This window comes from Arthrobacter sp. TmtSoilC79, assembly GCF_059739405.1.
The window spans coordinates 3879889-3897368 of sequence record NZ_AP046051.1; the positions used below are offsets into that span (position 1 = coordinate 3879889).

Below are 17480 nucleotides of genomic sequence, written 5' to 3' on the forward strand. Positions count from 1 at the left end.
ATTAAAGTCAACAGTGTTGACATCAGTGATGACAAAGACTTTGACTAGTCCTCGAAAGGAGGTGGCCATGAATCATGTAGGTTGATAGTCAACCGGGGAACGCATGGAAGGCGGACAAGCAGATGGTGCAGCCAGCACAGTCGACGGACCGCCGCACACGCCTGGATCCAGCCACCATCATCGACGCTGTCCTCCGGATTTCCAGCCAGGAACCCGGAGACCGGCTCACTGTCCGGCGGCTGGGACAGGAACTCGAGGTCGACGCCACTGCTGTTTACCGGCATTTCCGGAATAGGGATGCGATTGTCAGGGCCGCCTTGGACAAGCTGTTCATGACCTCGGTGGAACGCACACTGGCAGTGACACGGGATAAGGACTGGCGCGCCCGGCTGGAGGCATACCTGGACGAACTCCTCAGGGTCTTCATGCAGCACCCCGCCCTGGGCAGCGAATCGTTCGCTACGGACACTTACGGTCCCGGCGAGTTGAAGGCCATCGAGTTCGTCCTCCAGTGCCTGACGGACGCCGGGCTGGAAGAAGACCGCGTGGTGCACTACTACGCAGCCCTTGAAAGCTACACCCTTGCACTCGGCGCCGGCATTGCCGTTGAAATCCAACGGCTTCCCGACTCCGAAGGCCACGATCCTTGGCTCAACCCACGGGTCTTCACCCGCATCACCGGTCACCCCCTCCTTGAAAAGCATCACGCCGCACTGCAAAACCTCGATTCCCTGAAGGCATTCCAGGCAGGCCTCGCCGCCATCCTGGACAGCGCCGAGCGCGAAAGCACTCAGGCCTGACGCACCGCCTTTCGGCACCTTCGCAAAAGCCCCCGGACTTTCACCGGGCTTTCAGCCCCGAACTTTCACTGCACCGAACCTTTACCGCCCGGGACTTTCACCGGATCCTCACCTCGCTGCGCCAGATTTATTGCCCGTTTTCTGACCGGCTTTTTCGAATAGCCGCCCCGAAACGCAACCCATCCTCCGCACGCACGCCGCCACCCGGCGTCGTTCCTTCACCACTGTTCCTTCACCACTGCCGGACAGCGACGCCCGGCAGGGAAAGCACGGCACACCATGCATCAGTTCATCAATGGACAACTACTGCCCGGCACGTCGGGCACCACCCTGGACGTCATCAATCCGGCAACCTCCGAAGTGGTTGAAACCGTGAGCCTGGCTTCCGTGGCGGACCTCGAATCCGCGGTCGCAGCAGCCCGTTCCGCTTACCCCGCGTGGTCCAGGACCACGGCCGGGGAACGGGCCGGTATGCTGCAAAGGTTTGCCAGGATCATGGAGGAACGGGCCGCAGAGTTCTCGCGCGTCGAGAGTTCCCAGACGGGCAAGCCGTTGCGCCTGACCCGGGAGTTCGACGTCCCCGGAACCATCGACAACATCGACTTCTTCGCCGGGGCAGCCCGCCACCTGGAGGGCAAAGCCACAGCTGAATACTCCCCTCAGCACACCTCGTCCATCCGCCGCGAATCCATTGGCGTGGTGGGCTCCATCGCTCCCTGGAACTACCCGCTGCAGATGGCGGCGTGGAAGATCTTGCCCGCAATCGCGGCCGGCAACACCATGGTCCTCAAGCCCGCCGAGATCACACCCTTGACGTCCCTCCTCTTCGCGCAGGCGCTCACTGATGCGGGATTGCCCGACGGCGTGGTGAACGTGGTTGTGGGCGACGGCGCCACTGTTGGAGCTGCCCTCATGCGGCATCCGGACGTGGATATGGTGTCCTTCACGGGTTCCACCGCTGTTGGCCGCACGGTTCTGGAAGCTGCTGCCGTCAATGCCAAGCGCGTGCATCTTGAATTGGGCGGAAAAGCACCCTTCGTGGTGTTCGACGACGCCACGCTGGACGCCGCAGTGCATGGCGCTGTTGCTGGTTCGCTCATCAATACCGGGCAGGACTGCACCGCAGCCACCCGCGCCATTGTGCACCGGAGCGTGTACGAGGAATTCGTGGCCAAGGTCGCAGCCCGCTTCGAGGGGATCACCCTGGGGGTTCCTGGGGATGAGGACGCGGACCTTGGCCCACTGGTGTCCTTCAAGCAGCGGGACCATGTGGCGGGGATGGTGGATCGCGCCCGGAGCTACAGCAAGGTGATGGCCGGCGGCTATGCGCCGACGGATGGGAGTTTGGGAAACGGCGCCTTCTACCGGCCCACCCTGGTGGTGGACGCAGGCCCGGACTCGGAAATCGTCAAGGATGAAGTGTTCGGCCCGGTCCTGGTGGTCCTTCCGTTCGATACGGATGACGAAGCGATCCACTTGGCCAACCACACCGTCTATGGACTGGCAGCGTCGGCCTGGACCAACAACCTGCAGCGGGCCATGCGTGCCACCCGCGAGATCAACGCCGGCTGCGTCTGGGTGAACGACCATATCCCGATCATTTCCGAGATGCCCCACGGCGGCTTCAAGCAATCCGGCTTCGGCAAGGACATGTCCGCCTACTCCTTTGAGGAATACACGCAGGTGAAGCATGTGATGGTCGAGCTGGACGGCGTTGTGGAGAAGGACTGGCACCGGACCATCTTCCGGCTGCGCTGATCCCCCACGTTGCGAGGCCCGCTCTACACCCATCCCCGCCACCAAACCCCGCAAAGCAGGCCCCACAACGCAACCACCCCACGTTGCGAGGCCCGCTCTGCGCGCTTTCCCGAGGTCTAAAGGCGTAGAGCGGGCCTCGCAACGGGAGTTTCCTTGCGGAAATTGCCTCGGGCGCCCAGCACAGCGATGGCCACTCCGAGGAGCAGTATCAGCCCGCCCATGATTTCGGTCAGCGTGGGAATCTCGTTGAGGACCAGCCACGCGGCTGTCATCCCTATCACCGGGACCAAAAGCGTGAAAGGCACGACGTCGGAACCCGGGTAGAGCGACAACAGCCGGTTCCAGATGCCGTAACCAACAAGGGACGCAAACACGGCAGTGTAGATCGCACTAAGAATGGTGGCCGGCTGCAGGTCCGTGAGCGTAGCCCAGACCGTGCCCGGGCCGTCAACCACCAGCGACAACCCCGCCAGGGGAACAGGTACCACCGCTCCCGACCACACCACCAGGCCCAAACCGGAGGCGGCTTTGGAATGCCTTGCCACCACGTTGCCGACAGCCCAGGACAAAGCCGCGGCCAGGACAATCATGAGGGGAAGCACCGGTGCCACAGCACTGCGCCCCAGCGCCACCACTCCCAGCCCTGCGATGCCGAGGACCACGCCGGCCAATTGACGCCGGCTGGGCCTCTCCCCCAGGAACTTCGAGGCCAGCAGGACGGTGAACAGCACCTGCGCTTGGAGCACCAGCGAGGCCAAACCTGCAGGCATCCCGAGCGCCATGCCCAGATACAGGAGGCCGAATTGTCCGGCGCTCATGAACAGTCCGACGCCGAGAATCGGCTTCCAGCCCACGTCCGGTTTTCGGATGAACAGGATGAAGGGGAAGACGACGAGGACAAAGCGCATCGCGACAAAAAGCAGTGGAGGAACTTCCCTGCCGTTGGTGTGCAGGCCGAGGTCGATGGCAACGAAATTGATGCCCCAAAGGACGGCGACCAGGACGGCGAGAGCAGAATGGCGAAGGTTCACAACTACACTCTGACTTCATTTAGCGTGAAGCACCAGCGTTGAATTGTGCATCCAACAGCGTAGATTTGCTTCATGATTGATATCCCCGCCTTGAGGGCGCTGGTTGCCGTTGAACAGCATGGCTCGGTAGTGGCGGCGTCCGAGGTGATGGGATTCAGCCCATCGGCGGTGTCGCAGCAGATCAAGAAACTGGAAAAGCAGACCGGCGTTGCGGTTCTGGAGCGGAATGGCCGCGGCGTGCTCCTCACTGAGCGCGGACTGGCACTGGCCGGGTATGGGCGCCGGATCATGGGCGAACTGGAAGAACTTCAGGCCACCTTGTTGGCTGATCCTGCGAAGCCGTCCGGCCTGCTGAGGCTGGTGGCATTCTCCACCGCGTGCCGCGGGCTCGTGGGGCCGATGCTCGGGCGCATAGCGGCCACCCATCCCGCTGTGAAGGTCACGGTGCTGGCAGAAGACCCCCGCGAAGCGGTTCAGAGAGTGGCCAGTGGCGAGGCGGAACTCGCAGTGGTCCACAACTGGAACTCGGTGCCGCTGGTGATACCGGAAAACCTGGTGCACGAGGACCTCTGCATTGACCAAGCCGATGTCCTGGTCAACAGCACCCACCCGCTGGCGTCCCGCACCGCCGTCGAGCGTGAAGACCTGCTGGATGAGACGTGGATCAGTACCCCGGCGGGGGCTATCTGCAACGAGGCCCTGCTGCAGATCTTCGCCGGACTGGGCCGCGTTCCCGACATCCGCATTTATGATCCCGACTTCTCGACGCACATTGCCATGGTGGAGCAGGGGGTGGCGGTGGCACTCGTCCCGCGTCTCGGAAGGCCGGAGCTGCCGCCGGGCGTCGTTGCGATTCCGGTCATCAACCCAGTGCAGCAACGATCCGTGGGCTTGGTCTACCGGAAAACGATGACCGCCAGCCCCACCATCCGGCAAGCAGTGCGCATGTTGCAGGAAGTCGCCGCTGAAGACTTGCCGCTGCCACCAGTTTGATCGAAGTCACACACGGGAACATTCGACGCCCGGCCAGTTGTTAGCTTAGGCTAACCTTACCTAGCTGTCCGCGCTGCTTGGAGCGCGATCGTCGAAACTCCTGAAGGGGCCCAACTGTGGAAGCAATCCTCTTTCCCACGGACATGAACCACCATCACACCTATGGCTTGGTCAGTTACCTCATGATCGATGACGGACTCTATCCGAGCGCCCACAACCGGCGGGACCCCTACGCCCTGCCGGCGTTCGATATCCGCGGGCAATGGGTCTATCCCAGCCGCTACAACGAATACATGGCACCCCAGTTGCCGGTGTACATGTTCGACGGCGAATACCTCGTCGCCACCGGACACGGCGATGAAGCAGCGGGCCTGCCCGTCTTTGAAATTCGCTGCATGTGCATGCCCCAGTTGGCCCACGGAGATTCGGGCAGCCAACAGTAGCCGGGGGCTGGGGGCTGGGGGCTGGGGGCAACGCCGCCGCTCCAGCAAGCACCGGCGCTTCGGCTGCGGCTTTGCTGTAGGCGCGGCCTCGCTCCAGCCACGCGCGCCGTCCTTGGGGAGTCCGCTAGGTGCGGGGAACCGCGAAGTGCGTCAGCCGCGCGTCCTGCCCGTCCAGTTCAGCCCAGGATTTCTCCGTTTCCATTACCGTCAACGCACTCGTTGGGTAGCGGGTGGCGGCGTCCATGTACGCGTCGTGGTCCGAATCGCGCGAGGCCAAGTGCATGGCGAGATCCTGGACCCCGGGCATGTGCGAGATGATCATCAACGTGGTGACGGTATCGGGGACATGATTGATGACCGTCAACATACGGTTCGCTGAGGCTGAGTACAGGCCGTCCTCAAGTTTGGGCGTCGGCGCTTTGTCGCCCAGTTCATCGCAGACCCATGTGCATGTTTGCCGGGTCCTCAGCGCAGACGAGCACAGGATGAAGTCGGGCACCACGCCTTGCTTGAGCAACCATTTGCCGGCAAGCGGGGCCTCCCTGTGGCCCCGTTCCTCGAGGGGACGCTCGTGATCAGGCACCCCCATGGGCCAATCAGCCTTGGCGTGCCGCATGATCACAAGGCGCTTGATGTGGTGATCGCTCATGGATCAACCCTATCCGCCCGAGGCCCCGGAGGTTCCTGACCTTCTTTGAGAGGGAACCGGCCCGATAGCAACCGGATGCGGTTGCCTATGGGCTGCCGGCGCATCAAAGAGGGTCACGGCCCCAGGCGCCCCGGTCCCCCACCACCCACTTTGAACTCCGTACGCCCCCAACACGCGGAGGCAGCGGGCGTGCCAGGGGGCTTCCCCAGCCAATGTAGGTGGTAGCCGCACACACACCTGGCGCCCCGGACCCTTCAGCCGCGGAGGCCAATCCTCGTCAGGGCACGAAAAAGCCGAAAGGCGGCATATCCGATAGCGCCGTTGTCGCAAGAAGAACGAGCGCTGGCGCAGGGGATGTTGCCGCCTTTCGGCTGCGGTGCTGCTTAGATCGAGTATTCCGGAGCGGCCCAGACGATGACCTCGGGGTGCTCGTAGAAACGGTAGCCCTGGCCGCGGACCGTGCGGACGGTGTTGGCAAGGCGGCCCAGCTTGGAGCGGAGGCGGCGGATGTGGACGTCGATGGTGCGCTCGTTGGGGACCTCTTCGGCGTTGCGCCACAGTCCTTCAAGGAGTTCGTCGCGGCCCACGGTGCGGGTGCCGTTCTCCACGAGGTAGTTGAGGAGTTCGAATTCCTTGAACGTCAGGTTCAGCGATTCGCCGTCCAGGTGCACTTCGCGGCGGGCGAGGTCGATCAGCACGCCGGAGGGGCGGGATTCCTGCTGCGGTGCCGGGCGGGCGGTTTCGGTGCGCTGGCGTGCGGCGACAGTCGGGTCACCGAAGGTTGAACGCACGACGTCGAGTGCGGACCCGGGCGCGCCGGCGGGGGCTACTGCCACGGCAGCATAGCTCTCTGCTCCAGTTACGAGGGACTGGGCGTAGGCACGGATTTCCTGGGCCAGCTTGGCAATGGAGGTGCCTGCGGCCGCTGCAGTTTCTTCGTCAATGCCCATGTAGAGCACGAAGCCACGGGCTACGTTGTCGTTGGCGACGGGGCGGAGCCTGTCGGACTGGGCAATGACCGGCGTAGGCGCAGTCATGGGTGCCGGCTCGGCAGCGGGCACTGCCCGCAACTGGCCATAGGAGTTGGGGTTGTAACCCTGCGGAACGTAACCGGGGGCCTGCTGGCCTGCGCCCTGCTGGGAGGGAGCGTAGCCGGGGCGGTTGCCGAAGCCGGGGCGGAGCCCTGCGTTCGATGCGGCCTTGTTGGCGTTACGGACGGAGATGTGGACGTATCCAGATGCAACTGACATGGAGTGCTTACCTCAAAAGTGAATAGCCGTCATCGCGGCTTCGAATGCTGGTTGTCCCCGCAATGAGTTTGGGGAGGGGCGCCCAACGCTGGGCTAGGGGGCGAATGCCTGAAACTTCTTGGGGTGGAAAGTTAGGCTTGCATTCGACAACAGCGGTCATCATGGCCAGCGGGTGTGCTGGGCCAGGTTGCTGCGGCTGCAGGTGCTGTTGAGTTCTTGTTCACATTGGAAGTGTGCAACGTAACAATGGCAACACGCAAGTAACAAAGCGCAGAACCGTCCACATTTTGAGACGGAGAGGTCTATTGTGCCGTAAATCACAATTCAGCCGAGGGGATGAATGAACGCCATTTCATTCGGCCCGGACAAGAAATAATCGCAATCCAGTGAACATTCTTCGGCCAATGGGGCATCATGTGCACGGACATTCCCGGGAACAGCCCGGCTGCGGAATCTCACGATCTGAAACACTTGTTGTCCAATCGTGGACGGCCCACTTCCGAAAAATCCGGACAAAAATCTGCTACAAGCCGTAGAAACAGGATTGCCAAGCGTTTCGGACACGCTGACTCCCACCTCGCTAGTGTTGACTTCACAGCATCCTCACAGGACGGGCAAAGCGCTGGCTAACCAGCAGAACGGAGAGTTGTCCCATGGCCTCCTCGCACTCCATGACCAACAACCTGCCCCAACTCTCCCACCCTGATGGTTCTCCGATCCGCGCCTTGGTGGTGGACGACGAACCCAGCCTCGCCGAACTCATGAGCATGGGACTGCGCATGGCCGGTTGGTCTGTGTCCGTTGCCGGCGATGGTCCCGAGGCCGTGAAGCTGGCCAAGGATTTCCGGCCCGACGTCCTGGTCCTTGATGTCATGCTGCCCGGTTTTGACGGCGTGGAGGTCCTCAACCGCATCCGCGCATTCGCCCCCGAAGTGCCCGCCCTCTTCCTCACCGCCAAGGATGCCGTGCAGGACAAGATCGTCGGATTGGCTGCCGGCGGCGATGACTACGTCACCAAACCTTTCAGCATGGAAGAAGTCCTCCTGCGACTCCACCGACTGGTCCAGCGTTCGGGCGTCGCTGCCATGGACACCGCGGAGCTGGTGGTGGGTGACCTCACCCTGAACGTGGACACCCGCGAAGTTACCCGTGCCGGAGAGGACATTCCCCTCACGGCAACCCAGTTCGAGCTTCTGCGCTACCTCATGGAGAACCCCAAACGGGTCATCAGCAAAGCCCAGATCCTGGACCGCGTGTGGGATTACGACTTCGGTGGGCAAGCCAACATCGTGGAGCTCTACATTTCATACCTTCGCAAGAAAATCGAAGCCAACCATCCGCCGATGATCCACACCATTCGCGGCGCCGGCTACGTCATCAAGCCCGCGGACTAGGCGTTGAGCACACTTTCAGGAGTGGCCAGAAAATCCGGCCGCAGCTGGCTGAACCCCTCCACGTGGCATTTGCGTACCCGGCTGGTCCTGGTGGCGATGGCACTGCTGGTCGCTATCTGCGGGGCGGTAGGTGTGGTCAGCTACGCCTCCATGGACATGGTGTTCAACAAGCAGCTCGACAGGCAGCTCGAGCAGGCGTCCAGCCGCGCGAATGACTTCGGCAGGCCGCCGTCGAACTTTCCCTCCTCACCTTCGGGGAAACCGGACCCGCTGGAGGCCAGGGGTCAGGCCGCCGGAACACTCAACGCCAGGATCGACGGGTCCACTGTCCGCAGTTCAGGGCTCATTGACGCCCAAGGCAACCGTGTTGGGCTGTCCCCCGCGGATGAGCAAGTGCTGTTGGCGCTGCCCAAGAGCGGTGATCCGGTGGATCGTTCCCTCTCCAACGGGGACTATCGGCTGGTAGCGGTCGAGGCACCCTATGGCGACGTGATCGTCACGGGTCTGCCTCTCGCGGACAAACAGAGCGCCGAGGCCTCACTGGTCTGGACAATGGTGTTGGTCTCGCTGGGCGGACTGGTGGTCATCGGCCTCGCCGGCACCGTCATCATCCGCCGGACCATGCGGCCTCTGGAGCAGCTCTCCGAGGTGGCCACCAAGGTTTCACGTCTTCCGCTCGACGCCGGTGAAGTGGCACTTGCGGTGCGCGTACCGCCGTCGGCCGCCCATCCCGGAACGGAAGTGGGCAGCGTAGGCCATGCCCTGAACCTGATGCTGAACAACGTCTCCAGCGCTTTGGACGCCCGCCAGGAAAGCGAAACCAAGGTACGCCAGTTCGTCGCGGACGCCTCACACGAGCTCCGAACGCCGCTCACTGCCATCCGCGGTTACACCGAACTGCTGAGGATGACCGAAAGCTTCACTGACGACGGCCGCAAATCCCTGGCCCGCGTGCAAAGCCAGTCAGAGCGGATGACAACGCTGGTGGAGGATCTCCTGCTGCTCGCCAGGTTGGACGAGGGCCAACCGGTCAAGGTTACCGATGTGGACCTCACCCAGTTGGTGATCGAAACGGTCAGTGATGAGAAGGTCATGGCGCCGGACCACATATGGCAACTGCAACTGCCGGACGAACCCGTCACGGTCCGCGGCGACTCCACCCAGCTGCACCAGGTCCTGGCCAATCTTTTGTCCAATGCCCGCAAACACACCGATGCCGGCACTACCGTGGTTACGGCCGTCATGCTGTCCGCCGATGGCAGCGCAGTGGTGACCGTGACAGACAACGGGCCGGGCATTCCAGAGGATTTCCAAGGCCGGATCTTCTCCCGCTTTGCCCGGGCGGATGCCGCGAGATCGGGGTCTGAAGGGACGTCGGGGCTGGGGTTGTCGATCGTGGAATCCATCGTGGAAGCGCACGGCGGTAGCGTGGAGGTCACGTCGCGTCCGGGTCGAACCGAATTCGCCCTGCGGCTACCTACCGTCACCGCCGAAGAGATGTAACGAACACGGCAAGGCGACTCACCGGCGCCGTGATCTCTGTTACCTAAATGTGACTTCTGCGAATTCCTCCTGTACCGTCGAAAGGGTGGGTCGCCCCAACTGGCCCGCATCCGGGATGCGCCGAGCTCTGCCACTTCCCGGAGTCCGTTCTTACTCCGAGGCAGAGACGGGGGACCCAGAGTCTCCGGGCCCAGGCATCATGCCGGGCCCTTGGGGTGAAGCCGCAGCGACATGCGCGGCCGGATGACCTCATCCGAACCCGACAGCTAACTCCGCAGGCGCTGAGAGGTAATCACACATGTCTGAATTTAACGATCAGACGCGCCCTTCCGCGCGTCACCGCGATGAGCACAACGCACCGTTGACCAAGTCGCAAACCGTCCTCAAGAACGCTGCCCGCCAAGGTAAGTCCGGCCACCGCATGTCGGTTGTTGCCGGCGTCGTGGCCGCCGCGTTGGGCGTCGCATCGCTCGGTACTGCTGCCAACGCCACCCTGAACCTCCCTGAGGCCAGCCGCGTTGCAGAGACCCAGGCAGCTGCCCAGGTCAGCACCAACAAGACAGCCGAAATCTCCGCTTCCTTGGACGCAGCCGCCGCAAAGGGCGCTGCCGACCGGGCCGCCGTGGACAAGGCCGCTGCTGAAAAGGCTGCCGCCGAGAAGGCCGCCGCCGATCAGGCTGCTGCTGAAAAGGCTGCCGCCGAGAAGGCCGCCGCCGACCAAGCCGCTGCGGAGAAGGCAGCTGCTGACGCTGCAGCCAAGCAGGCCGCCGACGCCGCTGCTGCCGCCGCCGCCGCCGAGGCCGCTGCTGCAGCCCCGAAAGCCGTGGATGACCCCGCCGCTGCCAAGGCCTACGCCGCAAGCATCCTGGGCAGCTACGGCTGGAGCGCCGGCGAAATGACTGCCCTGAACACCTTGTGGGAGAAGGAATCCAACTGGAAGACCACTGCCACAAACGCTTCCAGCGGCGCGTACGGCATCGTCCAGTCCCTGCCTGCTTCCAAGATGGCCTCTGCCGGTGCTGACTGGCAGACCAACTACCAGACCCAGATCAAATGGGGCCTGAACTACATCAAGGAGCGCTACGGATCCCCGTCGGCCGCCCTGGCCTTCCACCTGGCCAACAACTGGTACTAAACCAGGCAGTTTGAAGACCGCGCCGGTTGCCGCCGATCGCACCAGTCCCCACTGGAGCGAACGGCGGGAACCGGCGCGGTTTTTGCATTTCACAGGTGACCGCCGTAGCTCACAGTGACGTCACAGCTTCCGCCTAAAGCCCTCATAATCGGCCAGCCCATGCTGGAGATATGACGCTCACAAATCCAACCACCAGCGCTCCCCCACGACGGTTCCACTCCGCGCGCTTCGGTGGCGGGGCGTTGCTTGCTTCGCAGCCGGAACTCCCCAACGTAAGGCCGGAGAACCCGCAGTTGCCAAGGCGCTCCCCCGTGGACACCGGGGCCGGCGTCCCGGTCCTCGATCTCACCGTCCCCGTGTTCAATGAGGAAGCGCACCTGGAGAAGAACCTCCGCACGCTTCACGGCCATCTCTCCGGCACTTTTCCGCACACCTTCCGGATCACGGTCGCTGACAACTCCAGCACGGACAGCACCCTGAGGATCGCCGAACGCCTGGCACGGGAACTTCCGGAACTGCGGGTGGTCCGGTTCCAGGAAAGAGGGCGCGGAAACGCCCTCCGCCGCCTCTGGCAATCCTCACCGTCACCCGTGCTGGCCTATATGGAAGCGGATCTGTCCACCGACTTGTCCGCCTTGGCTCCCCTCCTTGCGCCGCTGCTTTCAGGCCACTCCGACCTGGCTGTCGGCACGCGCCTGGCACCTGCCTCGCGCGTGGTCCGCAGTGGTGGCCGCGAATTCACCTCCCGCAGCTACAACGCCCTGCTCCGCGCCGTCCTGGGCACACGCATTTCCGATGCCCAGTGCGGATTCAAAGCCGTCCGCGCGGACGTTGCGCACCTTCTCCTCCCGCATACCAAGGACGACGGCTGGTTTTTTGACACCGAGCTCCTCGTCATCGCCGAACGCTGTGGTTTACGCATTCATGAAGTCCCGGTCGACTGGACCGATGACCCCAACTCAAGTGTCGACGTCGTACGAACCGCGCTTGCCGACCTGCGGGGCATGGCGCGGCTGACCCGAGACCTTCGCCCCGGACGTTTTCCCGTCAGGGAGCTTCGGCCAGGACGGGACCGGACGGCTCCCGGAACCGGCCTTCCCGGGCGTGTGCTTGGTGCGGTGGCGTGGACGCTGCTTTATGCCCTGTTCTTCGTGCTGCTCCGCAGTGTCGTGGATCCTTTGCCGGCGAACTTCATCGCCCTTGCCCTCATGGCCTCGACTACCCGCCTGCGCATCCAAGGACCGGTCATGCTTCTCCTGACGACGCTGCTGAGTACGGCTGCGCTTGCGATCCTGCCGGTAATGACGACGGCGGACCGCTGGCTTGAAGGAGCCGTGATGGCTGCCGCTGGACTCGCCGGGCATATCGGCGGGTATGTGGCTGGCCGAAGAAGGCTTGCACCTGACGTTACGTGAGGATTTAGCGTAGTTCCCATGGGAACAGCGGAGAGCGGACAGTGGAGTATCGGCGAACTCGCCAAAGCCTGCGGAGTCAGCGTGCGGACGCTCCATCACTACGATGAGATCGGCCTGCTGACCGCGAGCGGCCGGACGCCTTCCGGTCATCGACGGTACGGGGAGGGCGATCTTCGACGACTGTACCGGATCAGGGCCCTTCACATGCTCGGGATTCCGCTTGCTTCCATTACGACAGCGCTGGATGGACCCGGGAACGATGATGATGATCTCGGTTCCATGCGTGTCCTGCTGGACCGGCAATTACGGCATGTTCAACAGCACGCCCAACAAGTCCAGGCGCTTCAGGACCGGCTGGGTGAGCTGCTCAACCGACTGGACGCTCCAGCCATGCCCACCGCCGCCCAATTCATGTCAACTTTGGAGATGATCACCGTGTTCGAAAAACACTTCACACCGGAACAGCGTCAACAGCTTGCGGAGAAACGCCAGGAGCTGGGAGCAGAGAAGATCGAGGACTCAAAACGTCAATGGACCGCGCTGGTGGAAGAAGGCCTGGAGCATGTCCGGGCCGGTACTTCCATCTCGGATCCGGCAGTGCAGGAGTGGGTGCATTCCTGGGACCGCATCGGGGAGATGTTCCATTCGGGCGAGGATACAAAAACCGCGGCCCGGGCAGCCTGGCAGGAGAACGCCCAAACGATCAGCGCAGACCTGCCCTGGAGCGCCGAAGACCTGGCCGGCCTGATGGGGTACCTGCACAAAGCGAGGGCGCACGAGCCCCAGGCCTAAACTTCGGGCTCGACCTCCACGGCACCCCTGACGGCTGCAATGGAGGCGGCAACATCTCCGGCGTCGGTGGTCCAGTTGCTCACGGAAATACGCAGGATTTCACGGCCACGCCACGAGGATCCGGACATCCATACCGCGCCCTCGGCCATGAGCCGCTGCGTCACCCGGTGCGTCCGGTCGTCGCTGCCGAAGCTCACCGAGACCTGCGTGAACACCACATCGTTGAGCACCTCGACGCCCGGAATGGCGGCGAGTCCTTCGGCCAATGCCCGGGCGTTGGCCGCGAGGCGCTCAACCATGGAGATCACGCCATCGCGGCCCAGTTGCCTGAGGGCGGCCCATACAGGAATGCCGCGGGCCCGGCGGGACATCTCAGGGACTTTCTCCAGCGGATCCCCCAGCCCGGTTTCGGTGGCTATGAGATAGCTGGTGTGGACACTGAAAGCACGCCTCAGGGATTCTGGCCTGGAGACAATCGCCAGGCCGCAGTCATAAGGGACGTTCAACGTCTTGTGGGCGTCCGTTGCCCAGGAGTCCGCTTCCTCCACTCCCGTCAGCCGACCCCGCAAGGTGGGGCTCACAGCGGCCCACAAACCGAACGCTCCATCCACGTGCACCCAGGCTCCCCGATCATGGGCCACCGCAATGGCTTCCTCCATGGGATCAAACGCACCGGAATGCAGATTTCCCGCTTGGAGGCAGACCAGCGAAGGCCCGGGCTGTTGGTCCATGGCCTCAGCCAGGGCATCGGGAAGGATCCGTCCTTGGTGGTCGGCATCTACCGGAACGCACGCCCCCAAGCCGAGGTACCGCAACGCCAAATCCACTGCGGCGTGCCGCTCCCGGCCGGCAAAGGTGGTGATGCGCGGGGCGCCGGTCAACCCAAGAGCCTCCAGGTCCCAGCCCGCCTCGTCCATCAGGTATTGGCGTCCTGCCGCCAATCCCACGAAGTTGGCGGTGGTGGCGCCGGTGGTGAATCCGACGTCGGCGGTGGCGGGCAGTCCCAAGAGTTCCAGCAGCCAGGCGGCTGCAGATTCCTCGATCGCGGCAGCGGCAGGGGTGGCGAACCGAAGCCCCGTGTTCTGGTCCCACGCCGAAACAAGCCAATCCGCGGCCATGGCCGCAGGCAGGGTTCCGCCCATGACCCACCCAAAGAACCGTCCGGACTGGATGGCCATCAGGCCCGGCTCGGCCAGCGCGGCGAGCTCATCAACTACCTCGGCCGCATCTGTCGCTTCATCCGGCAGGCGCGGCAGGATGCTCTTGGCCACCTGGTCGGCATCGGAGGACGGGCGGACTGGACGTGTTGGGACCGACGCAAGCCAGTCACCGGCGTGGACCATGGCCCGCTCCAGTGCAGCACGGTACGCCTCCGGCATCGCAGACATGCGCACAGCCTACGCCCGCTTGGTCCCTCGTGGAACAGTCTTTCGCCCGGCGGTACCAGCTGCGCTACTGGAGGGTCAGCGTAATGAGGTGCCCGCCGTCGTCGTCCTTGACAGCGGTGACGGTCACGGCCGAGTAGTCCGGAATCTGCCACATGCCAGGCTCCAGGTCCGAATTGTGAACGGCAGCGGCTTTGCCCACCACCACGGTCCGCATCCCCGCCGCGCGCGCAGCAGCGATCCCGGCGGGTGCGTCTTCGAAAACCACGACGTCGGCCGGGTCGGCTCCCAGGAGCGCCGCCGCCTTCAGATAGCCCTCCGGATGCGGCTTGCCACGGCTGACGGACTCTGCAGTCACAGCAGTGGATGGCATGGTGAGTCCGGCTGCCTGCATGCGGATATCGGCAAGGATTTGATCTGCCGAGGTGACCAAGGCGATGGCATCATCCGGGAGGCCCGCCAGCAGGGCTTCAGCACCGGGAAGGGCAATGACACCGTCCGTCCGGGAACGTTCCATCTCGCCAAGTTCGGCCGTCAAAGCGGCGAAGTCGGCTCCTTCGGGCGCGTAGCGTCGCACGGTATCGCCTGCTTGGACACCGTGGGACGTGCGGAGGATTTCGTTGTAATCCAGGCCGTAGCGCTCCGCGAACTCGAGCCACACCTGCTCCACGACGGCCGTGGAATCCACCAGCGTGCCGTCCATGTCGAAGAGGACGGCACGGACAGTCAGCACGGGTGCGGCAGGATGGCTCATGGTTCCATCCTGCCGCACGCTCATGGGGTGGTGCTGAAGTGTGACTTAGCCATTGGGCCGCTGTGGGAGGTACTGCACCGCCCACTGGTTGCCGTCCGGGTCGGCAAAGTACACAAAGTGACCCCAGTCCTGGACGTCGACGTCGCTGACGTCCACGCCGTTGGCCTTGAGGTGCTCGTGGGCCTTGTTGATGTCCGCCACCACCACTTGCAGGTTGGGAGCCGAACCCGGAGGGGCGTCCGTGAGGCCCTCGCCGATAGCGATGGAACACGCCGAACCCGGCGGCGTCAGTTGCACGAAGCGGATGCCGTCCGTGGGACGCTCATCGAAATCGGCGTTGAAACCGACCTTGTTGACGTAGAAGTCCTTCGCGCGATCGACGTCGGAGACAGGGACAAATACCAGTTCAAGTTTCCAGTCCATGCGCCACAGGCTAACGGGCTGGGTGGGAAACCGGTAGGGGTCAATCGTTCCCTGTGAAGACTAGCCAGCCACGCCGTAGAGGCGGTCTCCGGCGTCGCCCAGGCCCGGCACGATGTATGACTTCTCGTTGAGTTTCTCGTCAATCGATGCGAGGACAATGTTGACGTTTGCGTCCGAGAGTTCCTCTTCCAGCTTGGCCAGGCCCTCGGGAGCGGCCAGCAGGCAGATGCAGGTGACGTCCGAAGCGCCGCGCTTGAAGAGGAACTTGATGGCCTCACGCAGGGTGCCGCCGGTAGCGAGCATAGGGTCCAGGACAAAGATCTGGCGGCCGGTGAGGTCCTCGGGGAGGCGCTCGGCGTAGGTGATGATGTCCAGGGTTTCTTCGTCGCGGGCCATGCCCAGGAAGCCCACCTCAGCGGTGGGGACCAGCTTGGTCATGCCCTCGAGCATGCCGAGGCCTGCGCGCAGGATGGGAACCACCAGCGGCGTGGGCTTGGTGAACGCCGTGCCGATGGTCTTGGTGACAGGGGTCTCGATCTCCACTGGCTGCGTCTTGACCTCGCGGGTGGCTTCGTAGGCCAGGAGGGTGACGAGTTCTTCAGTGAGTTGCCGGAAGACCGGTGAAGGGGTGTTCTTATCCCGCAGAACGGTGAGCTTGTGGGCGACCAGCGGGTGGTCCACGACGAGTGTGCGCATCCCCCAAAACTATCATTGAGACATGAGCGCCACCGAGCCGTATCACGCAGACCAAATGGCCTGGATGGGCCTTGCCCTGGACGAGGCCCGGTTGGCGCTGAAAACGGACGACGTACCCATTGGCGCGGTGGTGTTGGGTCCCGACGGCGGCGTACTGGGTTCCGGACGCAACGAACGTGAGGCGCATGGGGACCCGACCGCCCACGCGGAAGTGGTGGCCATCCGCCAGGCGGCTGCTTCGCTGCGACTTCGCGCTCAGGCTATGGGCGGCTCGGGTGACGGTTGGCGGCTTGAGGACTGCACCCTGGTGGTGACCCTTGAGCCGTGTGCCATGTGTGCCGGTGCCATTGTCCTGGCGCGTATCCCCCGGGTGGTGTTTGGTGCCTGGGATGAGAAGGCAGGAGCGGCGGGATCAGTGTTCGATATCCTTCGCGAGCGCCGCCTCAACCACTGGGTGGAGGTCTATGCGGGCGTCCGTGAAGAGGAATGCGCGGCGCTTCTCAGGGAGTTCTTCGCCTCTCACCGGCTGCCGCCACCGGAGCACCGCCCACCCGCCTGACGAAGCCGAACATTTCGGGAGCAAGCCATGCCTGTCAGTTTCAACCACACCATCGTTTACGCCACGGACAAGCACCGTTCCGCGGAGTTCCTCGCCCGTATCTTCGGCCTTCCGAAGCCGCAACCCATGTGGTCCTTCGTCACGGTGGCGTTGGACAACGGTGTCACGTTGGACTTCCTTGAGGCGAGCGGTGCCATCGCCCCGCAGCACTACGCCTTTCTGGTGAGCGAAGAGGAATTCGACCAGATCTTCCTGCGAATCACCGCGGAGCACATTCCCTATTGGGCGGACCCTGCCCGTTCCCGAGCAAACCAGATCAACCACAACGACGGCGGCCGTGGAATCTACTTCTGCAACCCCGATGGGCATTTCCTTGAGGCGATCACGCGGCCGTACGGTTCGGGCTGACTTTGACCGTTTTGCCCGCGCGGCCGACGGTTGAGCTTAGACTGGCCCATGCTCGAAAAGTCGTGGGGAGCTTTTTGTCTTGCTGCTGTGGT

At 63.5% G+C, this 17480-nt stretch carries 18 protein-coding genes and 1 riboswitch; of the genes, 11 read left to right on the forward strand and 7 right to left on the reverse strand.

Annotation, left to right across the window (positions count from 1 at the left end; translation table 11 throughout):
* Positions 1 to 122: 122 nt before the first annotated feature.
* The gene (locus AC6JA3_RS17730) at positions 123 to 800 is read left to right on the forward strand and encodes a TetR/AcrR family transcriptional regulator (RefSeq protein WP_497920421.1); all 678 of its coding nucleotides are present in this window, start codon (positions 123 to 125) and stop codon (positions 798 to 800) included.
* Between the two features lie 279 nt (positions 801 to 1079).
* Complete coding sequence (locus AC6JA3_RS17735; protein ID WP_497920422.1) at positions 1080 to 2558, forward strand: gamma-aminobutyraldehyde dehydrogenase; 1479 nt, start codon at positions 1080 to 1082, stop codon at positions 2556 to 2558.
* A gap of 116 nt (positions 2559 to 2674) precedes the next feature.
* Here AC6JA3_RS17735 and AC6JA3_RS17740 read toward each other — a convergent pair whose 3' ends face one another.
* Complete coding sequence (locus tag AC6JA3_RS17740; protein ID WP_497920423.1) at positions 2675 to 3589, reverse strand: EamA family transporter; 915 nt, start codon at positions 3587 to 3589, stop codon at positions 2675 to 2677.
* 72 nt (positions 3590 to 3661) lie between these two features.
* Here AC6JA3_RS17740 and AC6JA3_RS17745 point away from each other — a divergent pair, with 72 nt between their 5' ends.
* Positions 3662 to 4582 (forward strand): LysR family transcriptional regulator, encoded by a 921-nt coding sequence (locus tag AC6JA3_RS17745; protein ID WP_497920424.1) that lies wholly within the window; start codon positions 3662 to 3664, stop codon positions 4580 to 4582.
* Positions 4583 to 4698: 116 nt separating this feature from the next.
* On the forward strand, positions 4699 to 5025 hold the full coding sequence (locus AC6JA3_RS17750) for a hypothetical protein (protein ID WP_223944674.1): 327 nt from the start codon (positions 4699 to 4701) through the stop codon (positions 5023 to 5025).
* Between the two features lie 124 nt (positions 5026 to 5149).
* On the opposite strand, the gene AC6JA3_RS17755 is transcribed toward AC6JA3_RS17750, so the two are convergent.
* Together AC6JA3_RS17755 and AC6JA3_RS17760 are read right to left on the reverse strand one after the other, a co-directional pair.
* Entirely contained in the window at positions 5150 to 5674 is a 525-nt protein-coding gene (locus tag AC6JA3_RS17755) for a SixA phosphatase family protein (RefSeq protein ID WP_347781879.1), read from the reverse strand.
* A 383-nt stretch (positions 5675 to 6057) separates the two neighbouring features.
* Positions 6058 to 6924 carry a winged helix-turn-helix domain-containing protein gene (locus tag AC6JA3_RS17760; protein WP_026542230.1) on the reverse strand — a complete coding sequence of 289 codons (867 nt, stop codon included), beginning with the start codon at positions 6922 to 6924 and terminating at the stop codon, positions 6058 to 6060.
* A 653-nt stretch (positions 6925 to 7577) separates the two neighbouring features.
* On the opposite strand from AC6JA3_RS17760, the gene AC6JA3_RS17765 reads away from it, so the two are divergent.
* From AC6JA3_RS17765 to AC6JA3_RS17785, 5 genes are all read left to right on the forward strand, one after another.
* Positions 7578 to 8318 (forward strand): response regulator transcription factor, encoded by a 741-nt coding sequence (locus AC6JA3_RS17765; protein WP_497920425.1) that lies wholly within the window; start codon positions 7578 to 7580, stop codon positions 8316 to 8318.
* 3 nt (positions 8319 to 8321) lie between these two features.
* A complete protein-coding gene (locus AC6JA3_RS17770; RefSeq protein ID WP_497920426.1) occupies positions 8322 to 9821 on the forward strand; it encodes a sensor histidine kinase in 1500 nt (499 codons plus the stop codon).
* 132 nt (positions 9822 to 9953) lie between these two features.
* Positions 9954 to 10114, forward strand: a riboswitch (cyclic di-AMP (ydaO/yuaA leader).
* A gap of 5 nt (positions 10115 to 10119) precedes the next feature.
* A complete protein-coding gene (locus AC6JA3_RS17775) occupies positions 10120 to 10956 on the forward strand; it encodes an aggregation-promoting factor C-terminal-like domain-containing protein (RefSeq protein WP_497920427.1) in 837 nt (278 codons plus the stop codon).
* Between the two features lie 170 nt (positions 10957 to 11126).
* Entirely contained in the window at positions 11127 to 12371 is a 1245-nt protein-coding gene (locus AC6JA3_RS17780) for a glycosyltransferase (RefSeq protein ID WP_497920428.1), read from the forward strand.
* Between the two features lie 18 nt (positions 12372 to 12389).
* Positions 12390 to 13163 (forward strand): MerR family DNA-binding transcriptional regulator, encoded by a 774-nt coding sequence (locus AC6JA3_RS17785; protein ID WP_026542234.1) that lies wholly within the window; start codon positions 12390 to 12392, stop codon positions 13161 to 13163.
* Here AC6JA3_RS17785 and AC6JA3_RS17790 read toward each other — a convergent pair.
* The 4 genes from AC6JA3_RS17790 to upp all read right to left on the reverse strand — a co-directional run bounded on the left by AC6JA3_RS17790 (position 13160) and on the right by upp (position 16421).
* Positions 13160 to 14551, reverse strand: coding sequence for a pyridoxal phosphate-dependent decarboxylase family protein (locus AC6JA3_RS17790; RefSeq protein WP_497920429.1), 1392 nt, complete (start codon positions 14549 to 14551; stop codon positions 13160 to 13162). The genes AC6JA3_RS17785 and AC6JA3_RS17790 overlap by 4 nt on opposite strands.
* Before the next feature lie 64 nt (positions 14552 to 14615).
* Positions 14616 to 15302 carry an HAD-IA family hydrolase gene (locus AC6JA3_RS17795; RefSeq protein WP_497920430.1) on the reverse strand — a complete coding sequence of 229 codons (687 nt, stop codon included), beginning with the start codon at positions 15300 to 15302 and terminating at the stop codon, positions 14616 to 14618.
* 45 nt (positions 15303 to 15347) lie between these two features.
* Positions 15348 to 15725 carry a glyoxalase superfamily protein gene (locus AC6JA3_RS17800; RefSeq protein ID WP_026542237.1) on the reverse strand — a complete coding sequence of 126 codons (378 nt, stop codon included), beginning with the start codon at positions 15723 to 15725 and terminating at the stop codon, positions 15348 to 15350.
* Positions 15726 to 15785: 60 nt separating this feature from the next.
* Positions 15786 to 16421 carry a uracil phosphoribosyltransferase gene (gene upp / locus AC6JA3_RS17805; protein WP_026542238.1) on the reverse strand — a complete coding sequence of 212 codons (636 nt, stop codon included), beginning with the start codon at positions 16419 to 16421 and terminating at the stop codon, positions 15786 to 15788.
* A 22-nt stretch (positions 16422 to 16443) separates the two neighbouring features.
* Here upp and AC6JA3_RS17810 point away from each other — a divergent pair, with 22 nt between their 5' ends.
* Positions 16444 to 16980 (forward strand): nucleoside deaminase, encoded by a 537-nt coding sequence (locus tag AC6JA3_RS17810; RefSeq protein WP_497920431.1) that lies wholly within the window; start codon positions 16444 to 16446, stop codon positions 16978 to 16980.
* 27 nt (positions 16981 to 17007) lie between these two features.
* Positions 17008 to 17388: a VOC family protein gene (locus tag AC6JA3_RS17815; protein WP_026547656.1), complete on the forward strand. Its 381-nt coding sequence runs from the start codon at positions 17008 to 17010 to the stop codon at positions 17386 to 17388.
* The last annotated feature ends 92 nt before the right edge of the window (positions 17389 to 17480 follow it).